The 13106-nt window shown below is 73.4% G+C and carries 10 protein-coding genes; 8 read left to right on the forward strand and 2 right to left on the reverse strand.

The features are described from left to right. Positions 1–148: 148 nt before the first annotated feature. The 6 genes from G3I60_RS16625 (at position 149) to G3I60_RS16650 (ending at position 10469) form a co-directional block, all read left to right on the forward strand. Positions 149–781, forward strand: a complete 633-nt coding sequence (locus tag G3I60_RS16625; protein WP_164295174.1) for a response regulator transcription factor — start codon at positions 149–151, stop codon at positions 779–781. Positions 782–1035: 254 nt separating this feature from the next. Then, positions 1036–1278, forward strand: a complete 243-nt coding sequence (tatA, locus tag G3I60_RS16630) for a Sec-independent protein translocase subunit TatA (protein ID WP_138355848.1) — start codon at positions 1036–1038, stop codon at positions 1276–1278. Between the two features lie 94 nt (positions 1279–1372). Then, a complete protein-coding gene (locus G3I60_RS16635; RefSeq protein WP_164295107.1) occupies positions 1373–2455 on the forward strand; it encodes a helix-turn-helix domain-containing protein in 1083 nt (360 codons plus the stop codon). A 198-nt stretch (positions 2456–2653) separates the two neighbouring features. After that, on the forward strand, positions 2654–3349 hold the full coding sequence (locus G3I60_RS16640; protein WP_343241256.1) for a hypothetical protein: 696 nt from the start codon (positions 2654–2656) through the stop codon (positions 3347–3349). 142 nt (positions 3350–3491) lie between these two features. Then, on the forward strand, positions 3492–5564 hold the full coding sequence (locus tag G3I60_RS16645) for an SPFH domain-containing protein (RefSeq protein ID WP_138355851.1): 2073 nt from the start codon (positions 3492–3494) through the stop codon (positions 5562–5564). A gap of 66 nt (positions 5565–5630) precedes the next feature. Continuing rightward, entirely contained in the window at positions 5631–10469 is a 4839-nt protein-coding gene (locus G3I60_RS16650; RefSeq protein WP_343241255.1) for a DNA repair ATPase, read from the forward strand. On the opposite strand, the gene G3I60_RS16655 is transcribed toward G3I60_RS16650, so the two are convergent. Together G3I60_RS16655 and G3I60_RS16660 are read right to left on the reverse strand one after the other, a co-directional pair. After that, complete coding sequence (locus G3I60_RS16655) at positions 10456–11043, reverse strand: phosphatase PAP2 family protein (protein ID WP_164295105.1); 588 nt, start codon at positions 11041–11043, stop codon at positions 10456–10458. The two genes, G3I60_RS16650 and G3I60_RS16655, sit on opposite strands and share 14 nt — an antisense overlap. After that, positions 11040–11813, reverse strand: coding sequence for a DedA family protein (locus tag G3I60_RS16660; RefSeq protein WP_164295104.1), 774 nt, complete (start codon positions 11811–11813; stop codon positions 11040–11042). Before G3I60_RS16660 ends, G3I60_RS16655 begins: the two co-directional genes overlap by 4 nt. A 115-nt stretch (positions 11814–11928) precedes the next feature. Between G3I60_RS16660 and G3I60_RS16665 the strand changes: the two genes are divergently transcribed. Next, positions 11929–12393 (forward strand): BlaI/MecI/CopY family transcriptional regulator, encoded by a 465-nt coding sequence (locus tag G3I60_RS16665; protein ID WP_164295103.1) that lies wholly within the window; start codon positions 11929–11931, stop codon positions 12391–12393. After that, a partial coding sequence (locus G3I60_RS46405) for a M56 family metallopeptidase (RefSeq protein ID WP_343241952.1) occupies positions 12390–13106 on the forward strand: 717 nt, incomplete at its 3' end. The genes G3I60_RS16665 and G3I60_RS46405, both read left to right, overlap by 4 nt.

The following is a 13106-nucleotide window of genomic DNA, read 5'->3' on the forward strand; positions in this document are numbered from 1 at the left end:
CGCTCCAGCCAATCGGCGGCGCGCCGCGCGCACAGCACGGCAGGACGGAGTCCTCGGGTATGCCTGGCCCTACCTCCGAGGCCGCTGGGCCTCCGCCCGGTCCGCGCCGGCTGGCAGAATCCAGCGCGTGGAACGAGAACTGCGCATCGTGCTCGCCGAGGACAGCGTCCTGCTCCGCGAAGGGCTGGTAGGCCTGCTCGCGCGTTTCGGGCACCAGGTCGTCGCGGCGGTCGGGGACGCCGAGGCGCTGATGGCGGCGGTCGCCGAGCACGACCCGGACATCGTCGTCACCGATGTGCGCATGCCGCCCGGCCTGCAGGACGAGGGGCTGCGCGCCGCCGTCGCGCTGCGCGCACAGCGCCCGTCGCTGCCGGTGCTCGTCCTGAGCCAGTACGTGCAGCACAGCTACGCCGCCGAGCTGCTCGACTCGGGCGACGGGTCCGGCGTCGGCTATCTGCTCAAGGACCGGGTGGGCCAGGTCGAGGAGTTCCTCGACGCGTTGCGCCGGGTCGCGGACGGCGGCACCGTCGTCGACCCGGAGGTCGTCCGCCAGCTGCTGCGCCGCCGGCGCGATCCGCTGGAGCGGCTGTCCGCGCGGGAACGCGAGGTGCTGGGGCTGATCGCGGAGGGCCGGTCGAACGCGTCGATCGCCCGTGAGCTGGTGGTCTCCGAGGCGGCCGTCGGCAAACACATCGGCAGCATCCTCAGCAAGCTGAACCTGCCGCCCGCCGAGGAGACCCACCGCCGGGTCCTGGCGGTCCTGGCCTTCCTACGGGCCTGACCAGGGCCTTGCTCAGGGCCTTGCTCAGGGCCTGAGCAAGGCCCGACCAGGACGTGAGCCGGGCCTGGCCAAGGCCGGACGAGCCGCTGGGCACACCCCCGGACCGGCCGCCGGCGTCATCGGAGGTATGCCCAGCCTTTGCCGATGCTTTGAGCACTGAGGGGCTGATTGGACGCACGTCCGGGTGACAATGCGACAGTCGACGCATATCCCCGGGCACCCCTGGCCCATCTCTACGCGAAGCGAGGATCCCCGTGTTGCGAAACGGGCTGGAGCCGTGGCACCTGATCGTGGTGGCGCTGGTTCTGATCATGCTGTTCGGTTCCAAGAAGCTGCCCGACGCCGCCCGCGGTCTCGGCAAGTCCATGCGCATCCTGAAGTCCGAGGCGCGTGCGCTGAAGGCCGACGACGCCGCCGCGACCGCGACCGCCGCCACGGCCACCCCCGCGGACGCCAAGCCGGCCCCCGCACCCGAGGCGCACACCCACACCTCGTAGCGGGTCCGCCCTTCCGGATTCCGGCAGCCTTGATAGGTTCCTGACGCCCGGAAGCCGGGCGTCGGAAGTTCGCGGTAGTGGCGGGGGACGCGCAGTGGCAGCACGGGGTATACCGCCCGAGTACGTGGACGGGTACGAGGAGCTCCTCGCCGACATATCCCGCAGCGGCCGCGCGCTGCGCCGCGACGAGCGTGAGGCCCGCCGTGAGCTGGGGGAGCGGGCCGCCGACGCCGGTTACGGCCTGCGGGAGCTGGTCGACGCCTATCTGGGTGCCACCCGCCGGTCCTGGTCGGCGCTGCCCGGCGTCGCCGACGCCCGCAGCGCGGCCGATCTGCGCCACGTCGGCGAATCCGTCCTCGCGGCGGTGGAGGCCGGAGTGGCGGCACTCGCCGAAGGGCATGAGCGGTCGCACCGGCTCGCGGTCCGCAAGGAGGAAGCCGCCCGCCGGGAGTTCGTCGACGATCTGCTGTACGGGCGCAGCGACCCGGGGCGGCTGGCCGAGCGCGCCGAGCGCTTCGGGCTCCGGCTGGCCGGCCGCCATGTGGTGGCCGTCGCCACCGGGACCGAGGCGTACGACGACGGCCATCCCCTCGTCCACCGCGTGGAACGGGACCTGACCGGACGGTTCGGCGACCACGATGTGCTGCTCGCCACCAAGGGCGGCCGGTTCGTGTGCATCGCGCCCGCCTCGGAACAGGCCGTCCTGGACGCCTTCGTCAAGCTCGCCGGCGAGGTGCGGGTGGCGCTGGGCCGCCCCCACGGAGGTCCCGGCGGGGTGGTCCGGAGTTACGAGGAGGCGCTCAGCGCCCTCGACCTCGGGGACCGCCTCGGCCTCGACGCCCGCGTCCTGAACTCGGCGGACCTGCTCGTCTTCCCCGTCCTCATGCGTGACCGCGCGGCGATGGCCGACCTCGTACGGGCCGTGCTCGGCCCGCTGGAGGAGGCCCGCGGCGGCGCCCTGCCGCTGCTGCAGACCCTGGGGGCGTACGCGGCCGCCGGCTATGTGGGCGCCGAGGCGGCCCGCCGTCTCGATCTCAGCGTCCGGGCGCTCAGCTACCGCATCGAACGCATCGCGGCCCTCACCGGGTTCGACCCCGACGACGCCCTCCAGCGCTACACCCTGGAGACGGCAGCGCTGGGCGCCCGTCTGCTGGACTGGCCGCAACGACCGCTGTAGGACGGGCTGTTGAGCGGTTCGTCGAAGCCGGCGAGGCCGGCGAGGCCGGCGAGGCGGCAGGGCCCCAGGGGCGTTAGTAGGACGTCGGAGACGCGTCAAGACTGCCGGGATCGGGCAATGTGGCCGCGCGGCACCCGGTGCCACCATCTCCCGTGACGGACGGTTGGGAATCGGGGGGTCAGTGCCATGGGGGAGTTCGTGAGAACTGCGCTGGCGTTCCCGACCGTCCTGTTCAGCTTCGCGCTCCTGGTCGTCATCGGCTTCTGGCTGCTGGCACTGATGGGCGGCGTCTCCGCCCACGGACACGCGGGACACGGCGGACACGCGGGACACGGCGGACACGGTCAGGGCCATGGGGGACACGGTCACGGTCATGGGGGACACGGGAACGACGGTGGCCATCACGACGGCCACGACCCCGGCGGCGAGGGCCTGTTGGCGGCTGCCGGGCTCGACGGGGTGCCGGTCACGGTCGTCCTCTCGCTGCTGACCGCCGTCGCCTGGTTCGTGAGCCTGGCAGGCAGCGCGCTGCTGGACGGCACCGGCGCGCACGGGCCCGTCCGCGTCCTGCTCGGCATCGGGGTCCTCGCCGTGGCCCTGGCGGGCGCGTGGTCCGTGACCTGGGTACTGGTGCGGCCGCTGCGCCGGCTCTTCCCCGAGGTGCGGCCGCCTTCGCGGGAGGACTTCGTCGGCAGCCTGTGTGTCATCCGCACCGGGCGGGTCGGTACGGACTTCGGCCAGGCCGAAGTCACCGCGCCGGACGGCTCGTCCGCGGTCGTCCAGGTCCGGCAGACCGGTGAGGACACCTTCGCCTCCGGGAGCACCGCACTTCTCTACGAGTACGAGCCGGCGGGCGAGTTCTTCAGGGTCGCACCCTTCGACCCGGTCACATAGCCCGGTCACGCAGCCCGTGCCGCCACCCCGATCCCTCACCTGACACGTGTCCGACGACACGTGACACCCCGTTATGTCCCGCACCGCCCACCGCCCCATCCACCACCGAACACTCTCCGCACTCTTCGACTGAGGATCCGCCATGGATGCCACCGCCATAGGGATCGGCGTACTGATCGCCGTCCTCCTGCTCATCGCGCTCGGCGTGGTGTTCACCGTCAGCCGGCTCTTCCGCAAGGTGGAGCAGGGCCAGGCGCTGATCATCTCCAGGACCAAGCACGTGGACGTCACCTTCACCGGCGCCGTGGTGCTCCCGATCCTCCACAACGCCGAGCAGATGGACATCTCGGTGAAGACGATCGAGATCAAGCGCACCGGCCGCGAGGGCCTGATCTGCCAGGACAACATCCGCGCCGACATCCACCTGACGTTCTTCGTCCGCGTGAACAAGACCACCGAGGACGTCATCAAGGTCGCCCAGGCGATCGGTACGGCGCGGGCGAGCCACCAGGAGACGCTGCAGGCGCTGTTCGCCGCGAAGTTCTCCGAGGCGCTCAAGACCGTCGGCAAGCAGCTGGACTTCGTCGACCTCTACACCCAGCGCGACCACTTCCGCGACCAGATCATCCAGGTCATCGGCACCGACCTCAACGGTTACCACCTCGAGGACGCCGCGATCGACTTCCTCGAACAGACCCCGATGACCCAGCTGGACGCCGCCAACATCCTCGACGCGCAGGGCATCCGGAAGATCACCGAGCTGACCGCCATCGAGCACGTGCGCACCAACGAGTTCCAGCGCACCGAGCAGAAGGAGATCACCCGGCAGAACGTCGAGGCCCGCGAGACCATCCTGGAGCTGGAACGGCGGCAGGCCGAGGCCGAGATCAAGCAGCGCCGGGAGGTCGAGACACTTCGTGCCAAGGAGGAGTCGTCCACGATGCGCGTCCAGGAGGAGGAACGGCTCGGCTCGCAGGGCGCGTTCATCCGGACCGAGGAGCTGCTCGGCATCCAGCGGGAGAACCAGGGCCGCGAGATCGCCGTGGCGCAGAAGAACCGTGAACGGGTCATCGCCGTCGAGAACGAGCGGATCGAGAAGGACCGGCTGCTGGAGGTCATCGCCCGCGAGCGCGAGACGGAGCTGTCCCGGATCTCCAAGGACAAGGAGGTCGAGGCGGAACGCCGCGAGGTCGCCGATGTGATCCGCGAGCGCATCGCCGTCGACCGCACCGTCGCCGAGCAGGAGGAGAGCATCAAGGCGCTGCGGCTGGTGCAGGAGGCGGAACGGGAGCGGCAGGCGCTCATCGTGCGGGCGGAGGGCCAGGCACAGGAGAAGCTCGTCAAGGACATCAAGGCGGCGGAGGCGGCCGAGCAGTCCGCGACCCACCGGGCGCGTGAGGCGCTGACCATGGCCGAGTCCCGCAAGCAGGCGTCCGAGCTCGACGCCCAGGCCAAGATCCGGCTCGCCGAGGGCATGCGGGCCGAGGCGGCCGCCGCCGGGCTCGCCGAGGTCGAGGTGCGGGAGCGCAGCGCCGAGGCGATCGAGAAGGTCGGACTGGCGGAGGCGGCCGTCGCGCGGGAGAAGAACACCGTCGAGGCCGAGGGCATCGGCCGCCGGCTGAAGGAGGAGGCCGCGGGGCTCACCGACAAGGCCGCCGCCATGGCCGCGCTCGACGACGCCTCACGCGGCCACGAGGAGTACCGGCTGCGGCTGGCGGCGGAGAAGGACATCCGGCTCGCGAGCCTGGACATGCAGCGCCAGGTGGCGGAGGCGCAGGCCACGGTGCTCGCCACCGGCCTGGAGTCGGCGACCATCAGCATCGTCGGCGGCGAGAGCGTCTTCTTCGACCGGGTGGTCGGCGCGATGTCGCTGGGCAAGAGCGTCGACGCGTTCGTGGACAGCTCCGACGCCGTCAAGGCGCTGGCCGGGCCGTGGCTGGACGGATCGTCGCGCTTCACCGAGGACGCCACCCGGGTGCTCGGCTCCCTCGGGAGCGGCGGCGTCCAGAACCTGACGGTGTCCGCGCTCCTGATGCGGCTCATCGCGTCCGGCGGCCCGCAGTCCGGCGGACTCCAGCAGCTGCTCGACCAGGCCAACTCGCTGGGCCTGGGCCAGCTCCCGCTGGACGCGCTCGGCAGTGCGGCCCCTGCCGCCGGCCCCGCCGCCGCCCCTCCCGCGGTCAACGGTGCCAAGCCGGCCGCAGCGCGCAACTGAGCAGCACCACCCGCACGCACCCCTTGGCGCACGCGTCAGTGAACACATCGGTGAACGAGGCTGGAAGTGTCTGAGACCCGGATCGATGCCGGTACCTACGAGGTCCTGCGGGACCGGCTGGCCGCGTCCGCCAGAACGCTGGCGGTGCGCGCGGAGGCGCTGAACGCGCGCCGCCAGGAGGTGTTCGGGTCGGCCGAACTGCGGCTCGCCGGCACCGACCGGATCAGCACCGGGCACGCCTGCGTGCCCTGTGACATCGCGCCCGTCGGCGAACGGCTGCTGTTCGGCGCCAACCCGGCGCCGGGCGGCCGGACGGACGGGCAGCCGGCGGTCGGCGAGGTACTGAGCGTGCAGGGGGAGCCCGTCCCGGGGCTGCTCGACGACCCGCGCTTCGTCCGGGACTTCGACGAGCTGTACCGCTACTACCGGCAGACGCGGCTGACCCGGCTGCGCCCGCTGGACGGCAGGTTGCTGGCCGTCTTCCGGACCGGTCCCGCCGTCGACGACGTCCGCGTGCTGCGCTGGCGGCTGTCGGTGGACGGCTCCGCGACGTACGTCGACGCGCGCGGCGAGCGCGACCATGTGGTGCCGCCCACGCACGACTTCACCTGGACCGAAGCGACCCGCGAGGACCACGTCCCGGGCGCCCCCGCCACGACGGGCGTCCCTGGCACTGCCGGCGTTCCGGGTACTCCCGGCGTCCAGGCCCGTGAGCCGCACATCGCGCTGCCCGGCGGTGTCTCGGTCTCGGTGGCCGGCGGGACGCTCACCGTCAACGACCACACCGAGCCGGTGGACGAGCCGCTGCAGTCGCTGGCCGACGCGGAGGTGGCGTACGCGGTCGTCGGGCCGCTGCTCGTGCTGCGGGTCCGCCCGTACAAGGAGACGGCGTGGCGCCACCTGGTCGTCCACACCCGGACCGGGGACGTGGCGCGGCTGGACGCGATCGGGCAGGCGTGCCGCCGGCTGCCCGAGGAGCAGGGGATCATCTTCCCCGGCGGCTACTGCCTGGCCACCGGCGCGATGCGCACCTTCGACGATGCCGGTGACGTCGGCGACCTGGAGCCGGAGAGCGGCTTCGCCTTCGAGCGGCTGGTGCGCTCGGCGAACGGCGAGGACCTGCTCTACGTGTTCCACGCCGCCGCCACGGGACGCCGGCTGCTGCTCCCGTACAACATGATCAGCATGGCCGTGGCGACACCGATCCGGACGCACGGCTACGCGCTGTTCGAGGACGGCACGCTCGTCACGATGCGGGCGGCCGGCGACGAGCCGACCCGGGTGCACCCGCTGCACCGCTGGCAGACCCCGTACCTCTCCGACAGCTACGCCGCCGCGCAGCCGGTCGGCACCGGACCGCTGGAGCGGATCGGCAACCCGGACCTGGTGCGCGGCATCTCCGACTGCCTCTCGGTGGCCGCCACCGTCGCCGACACCGCACCGGCCGCCGCCGTCTTCGCGGCGCTGGCCGCCCTGTGCGCGCGGGTCCTGGACCGCTACCACTGGCTCGGCGAAGCGGAGTCGGGGGATCTGCGCGGGCCGCTGCAGGAGGTGCGGAGCACTGCCGAGCAGGTGCTGGCCGAGTACGAGCAGGTGCAGTCGCTGACCGCGCGGGCGGCAGAGGCCGTGGAGGAGGCGGCGGCCCGGATCGCGTCGGTGGTGCGGCGGGCGCGCGGCGAGGCCCCGAAGTCGGCCGCCGACTGGGTGGACCAGCTGTCGGAACTGCGCGCCGGGCAGGGCAGGCTGGAGACGCTGCGCGAGCTGCGCTACGCCGACCGGGACCGTATCGGCGAGCTGGCGGCCGGACTGGACGCCGACCTCACCGCCGTCGCGCACCGCGCCGTCGCGCACCTCTCCCGCGAGGACGCCTTCGCCGACTACCGGGAACGCGTCGAGCGCGCGGGTGCCGAGGCGGAGGTCATCGCGGTCGTCGCGGACGCGGTACCGGTCGCGGAACGGCTCGCCGAGCAGGCCGCCGCGCTGGAGACCGTCACCGGGATCGTCGGCACCCTGGAGATCGCCGACGCCACCGTCAGGACCGGCATCCTGGCGCGGATCGCCGACGTCCTCGGCGGTGTGAACCGGGCCCGCGCGCTCCTCGACGCCCGCCGCAGGGAACTCCTCACCAGTGAGGGCCGCGCCGAGTTCGCCGCGGAACTCGCCCTGCTCGCGCAGTCCGTCAGCAGCGCCCGCGCCGCCGCCGAAACGCCGGAGGCGTGCGACGAACAACTCGGGCGGCTCCTCGTCCAGCTGGAGAACCTCGAAGCGCGGTTCGCCGAATGGGACGAGTACCTCGCCGAGCTGGGCACCCGGCGCGAGGAGATCCACGAGACCTTCTCCGCGCGCCGGCAGACCCTCACGGACGAACGGGCCCGGCGCACCGAGCGGCTGGCGGGGTCCGCCGCCCGCATCCTCGTCGGCGTACGGCGCCGCGCGGCGGGCCTGGCGACCCTCGACGAGATCAACACCTACTTCGCGTCCGACCCCATGGCCGCCAAGGTCCGCAAGGTCGCGGACGAGCTGCGGGCCCTCGGCGACCCGGCGCGCGGCACCGAGCTCGACGGCCACCTCGCCGCCGCCCGCCAGGACGCGGGCCGCGCGCTGCGCGACCGCCTTGACCTGTACGACGCGGGCGGCGCGGCCATCCGCCTCGGCCGGCACCGGTTCGCGGTCAACACCCAGCCCCTGGACCTCGCGCTGGTCCCGCACGAGGGCGGGCTCGCGTTCACCGTCACCGGCACCGACTACCGCGCGCCGGTGCGGGACGCTGTCTTCGCCGCCACCCGCCGCTTCTGGGACCGCCCGCTGGTCTCCGAGTCCCCCGACGTCTACCGCGCGGAGTACCTCGCGGCGACGCTGCTGCCGGAGGTCCCGCCGGGCGCGGACGACGGGGAACTGGCGGCCCTCGTCCGGGCCGCCGCCTCGTCCCGCCTGGACGAGGGCTATGAGCGCGGCGTCCACGACCACGACACCGTCACCCTGCTGCGCGCGCTGCTGGACCTGCACTCGACGGCCGGCCTGCTCCGCTACCCCTCCGCCGTCCGCGCCGCCGCGCAGCTCTTCTGGACGTACGGCCCGGACGCCGCTGCCCGCACGGCGTGGACCACCCGCGCCACGTCCCTGACCCGGGCCCGCGGCCTGTTCGGACCCACTCCGGCTCTCGCCGATCTGGCGGAGGAACTGGCCGCCTGCGCGGGGGAGTTCCTGGCGGGGGCGGGTCTCGCCGATGTACCCCGGCCTCGCGACGGGCTCGGTCTCCTGGGCGAGTACCTCGTCGAGGAACTCGCCACGCCCCGGCAGGGGTTCATCGGCGGTGCGCCGGCACGGGTGCTGCGCGAGCGGTTCGCCGGGGCACTCGGCGGGCCGCAGGCCGTCCCGTACAAGGAGTTCACGGACGATCTGCAGGCGCTCGGCGGTGACTTGGCGGCCCGCTACCGTCTCGCGGAGGCCTGGCTGGGGAGCTTCGGCGGGGGCGAGGACCGGGCGGAGGCGGTGACCGCGCTGGTGTGCGGGGAGGAGCTGACGCGCTACGAGTCGGAGGCCGTCCTGTCGGCCACCGTCGACGGGCTGCTGGGCGCGCACCCGCGGATCGACGGCCGGTCCATGACCGTCCGGCTGGACGAAGTGCTCACCAGGACCGGGCGGTTCAGGACCGAGGAGGTACCGGCGTACCGCGCGTACCAGCACGACCGCGCCGCCCTGGTGGCGGCCGAGCGGGCGCGGCTGCGGCTGGAGGACTTCCGGCCGCGCGCGCTCAACGGGTTCGTGCGCAACGGACTGCTGGACGAGGTCCATCTGCCGCTGATCGGCGACAACCTCGCGAAACAGCTCGGCACGGCGGGGACGGCGGGCGCGGCGGGCGCCGGTGATGGGGAGAAGGCGGACCGGATGGGTCTGCTGATGCTCATGTCGCCGCCCGGCTACGGCAAGACGACGCTGATGGAGTACGTGGCGAGCCGCCTCGGCCTGGTGCTGGTGCGGGTCGACGGGCCCGCGCTCGGCAGTGCCGTCACGTCCCTCGACCCGGAGCGGGCGCCGGACGCGACCGCCCGCCGCGAGGTCGAGAAGATCAACTTCGCGCTGGAGCTCGGCACCAACACGCTCCTGTACCTGGACGACATCCAGCACACGTCCCCGGAACTGCTGCAGAAGTTCATCCCGCTGTGCGACGCGCAGCGCCGGGTCGAGGGCGTACGGGACGGCCGGGCACACAGCTACGACCTGCGCGGCAAGCGCTTCGCGGTGTGCATGGCGGGCAACCCGTACACGGAGTCGGGACGGGTCTTCCGCGTTCCCGACATGCTCGCCAACCGGGCCGACGTCTGGAACCTCGGCGACGCCGTGACCGGCCGCGAGGCGCTGTTCGCGCTCAGCTATCTGGAGAACGCCCTCACCTCGAACGAGGTGCTCGCCCCGCTGTCCACCCGGGACCGCGCGGACCTCGAACTGCTCGTCCGGCTCGCCGAGGGCGACCCGACCGCGCGCGCCGACCGCCTCGTCCACCCTTACGAACAGGGCGAGTTGGACCGGATCCTGGCCGTGCTGCGGCATCTGCTGCGGGTGCGCGGCACCGTCCTGGCGGTGAACGCGCAGTACATCGCCTCCGCCGGGCAGGCGGACGCGACGCGCACCGAACCGCCGTTCCTGCTGCAGGGCTCGTACCGCAACATGAACAAGCTGAGCGAGCGGATCGTGCCGGCCATGAACGAGGCCGAGGTGGAGGCCGTGATCGACGACCACTACCGCGCGGAGGCGCAGACGCTGGCGGGGGGCGCGGAGGCGGCGCTGCTGAAGCTCGCCGCACTCCGCGGCCGGCAGACCGCGGAGCAGGCGGCGCGCTGGGCCGAGGTGAAGGGTGCGACCGTGGTCTCTGCCGGCTCCGGCGCGGCCGCTATGCGGCTCTGAGCAGCGGCTTCAGCTTCGTGCCGCGCAGCCGCTCGACGGCCGGCGCGGCGCGGTGGGCGTGCAGTACGAGCGGCCGGGCGACCAGGGCGCCGACGATCACCCCGATGAGCACGTCGTGCGGGTAGTGCACCCCGATCCAGACCCGGGACGCGGCCATGAACAGCGCGGCGGGCACCGCGAGGTAGCCGAGACCGCGGTCGATGACGAGCAGGGCGACGGCGGCCGCCGCGGCGATGGCGGCGTGGTTGCTGGGGAAGGACCAGTCACCGGGCGCCGGGCAGGCCTCGATGGTGACGGCGCGCAGCGTCTGGCACGGCCGCTGTTCGTCGAAGACCATCTTGAGCACGTCGTTCACGGCGTAGGCGACGACGACGGCGACCGGCACGGACAGCGCCGTCGCCATCCGGGCCGCGTCGCCCTGCCGGGCGCGCCACCAGGCGACGAGCATGAGGACAGCGAACACCGCGAGCCCGTAGTCGCTCCACGCCTGGATCAGGGTGTCGACGGGTCGCGGTACGCGCTGGGCGAGACCGGTGATCCAGGAGTAGAGACCCGCGTCGATGCCGGAGTTCACAGGCCCTCCGGTGCGTCGGCGGCGGGCCCCACCCCGGACCCTGTTCCGGACGCCCCTGTTGCGGTGCCGCCGTTCGCCCCGGCGCCGGCCCCGGCCGCCTTGACGCGGCTCCGTGAGCGGTACAGCTCCAGCGCGAGCGGGGTGAGCGAGACGATGACGATGAGCGCGACCATCGGCAGCAGGTACTTGTCCACGTGCGGCACCGAGGAGCCGAGCGCGTAGCCGCCGAGCACGAGGCCCACCGACCAGACGAGACCGCCGACGATCTGCCAGAGGGCGAAGGTGCGCGCGGGCACGTTCAGCACGCCGGCCATCGGGTTGAGCACGGTCCTGACGACCGGGACGAAGCGCGCGAGCACCACGGCCTTGGCGTGCCCGTACCGCTCCAGCAGCTCGGCGGCGCGGCCGACGCCGTCGTGCAGATGGGGATTGCGGATCCGGGCGAGCAGCGGCGGTCCGCCCCGCCGGCCGATCCAGTAGCCGGTCTGCGCACCGGCCAGCGCCCCCGCGGCGGCGGCGAGGAGGACCTGCCAGAGTGAGAGATGCACCACGTCCGACGCGCCGGGCACACACAGCAGACCGGCCGTGAACAGCAACGAGTCGCCGGGCAGGAAGAAGCCGATCAGCAGGCCGGTCTCCGCGAACAGCACGACGGCGATGCCGATCGCGCCGAACGTCGCCAGCAGGTCGTGGGCGTCCAGGACGTTGACCGCCAGCGGTGCTGCCTGGGGAACGGCGTCCAGCAGGGGTGTGGCGAGGGGCAGGGGCATTGGCGGAGGGCCCTCCCATAATGGGCTGCGGGGGCGAGCTGCGCCGCACCCGTCCGACTACAGTCGCGTAGACGGTCTACAGCACTGTAGACGAATCAGGTGGAAGGGGCGTTCCATGCCAGAGACACATCCGGCGCGTCGCCCGCCGGGCGAGCTGGAGGCGAGCGTCCTGGCGGCGCTGTGGGCCGCCGAAGGACCGCTCACCCCCGCCGACGTCCAGCGCGATCTCGGGAGTGCGCTCGCCCGCACCACGGTCACCACCATCCTCGCGCGGCTGCACGACAAGGGCGCCGTCGCCAGGACCCGGTCCGGGCGCGGCTACGCGTACACCCCCACCCAGGACTCGCCGGGCCTCGCCGCCCGCCGGATGCGCACCGAGCTCGACAAGGAGGAGGACCGGGAGACCGTACTGGCCCGCTTCGTGTCGCAGCTGGGCCCCGACGACGAGCAGCTGCTGCGCGCCCTCCTGGACGACGCGGAGTCGGGTACGGACGCGGGGTCGGGTGCGGGGTCGGGTGCGGGGGAGGAGTCGGGTGTGGACGCGGCATCGGGTACGGGGGAGGGGGGCGGTTCCCGGTGAACCCCGATCTCGTGCCACCGCTGCTGATGCCGCTGCTCGCGGTCCCCGTCGCCCGCCGGCTCGCGGCGTCCCTCGCACCGCGCTCCGCCGCCTGGCTGCTGGCCTGCACGGCCGCCGTCCTGGCCGCGAGCAGCACCCTGGCCCTGGTCCTGCTGGCCGCCCAGGGCGCGCTGCTGCTGCCGCCGGTCGCCGCCCTGGGCCATCTCACGCTGCCGCTGCTCACCGCCGGTACCGACGGGCTCGGTGGCTTCGCCGGACTCGGCAGCGCCGGCCTGACCGTTCCCGCCGCGTGTGTCGCGGCGGTGCTGCTCGCCGTCTGCGCGGGGGCCGTGACCCTCGCCGGCCACCGCTTCCGCGCCGAGATGGCCCGGGCCCGCGCCGCCACCGGCACCTGTGTGGCCTCCGGCGAGCTCGCCGTCCTCCAGGACAGCGACCCCGACGCGTACGCCCTGCCGGGGCGCCCCGGCAGGATCGTCGTCACCACCGGCATGCTGCGCGCCCTGCGGCCCGGCGAGCGCGAGGCGCTGCTCGCCCACGAGCGGGCGCACCTGGCCGGCCACCACCACCGCTTCATCGTCGTCGCCGCGCTCGCCGCCACCTGCCATCCGCTGCTGCGCGGGCTGCGGGCGCCGCTCTCGTACGCGCTGGAGCGCTGGGCCGACGAGTCCGCCGCGTCCGCCGTCGGCGACCGCCGGCTCGCGGCGCGCCCGGTC

The sequence above is a fragment of the Streptomyces sp. SID13666 genome, from assembly GCF_010548325.1.
GTDB lineage: Bacteria > Actinomycetota > Actinomycetes > Streptomycetales > Streptomycetaceae > Actinacidiphila > Actinacidiphila fildesensis.

What these genes read in the sequence shown, in the direction of transcription:
- G3I60_RS16645 (WP_138355851.1), top strand. Translation starts at nt 3,492, where the DNA reads ATGGATGCCACCGCCATAGGGATCGGCGTACTGATCGCCGTCCTCCTG.
- G3I60_RS16660 (WP_164295104.1), bottom strand. Translation starts at nt 11,813, where the DNA reads ATGCCCCTGCCCCTCGCCACACCCCTGCTGGACGCCGTTCCCCAGGCA.
- G3I60_RS16665 (WP_164295103.1), top strand. Translation starts at nt 11,929, where the DNA reads ATGCCAGAGACACATCCGGCGCGTCGCCCGCCGGGCGAGCTGGAGGCG.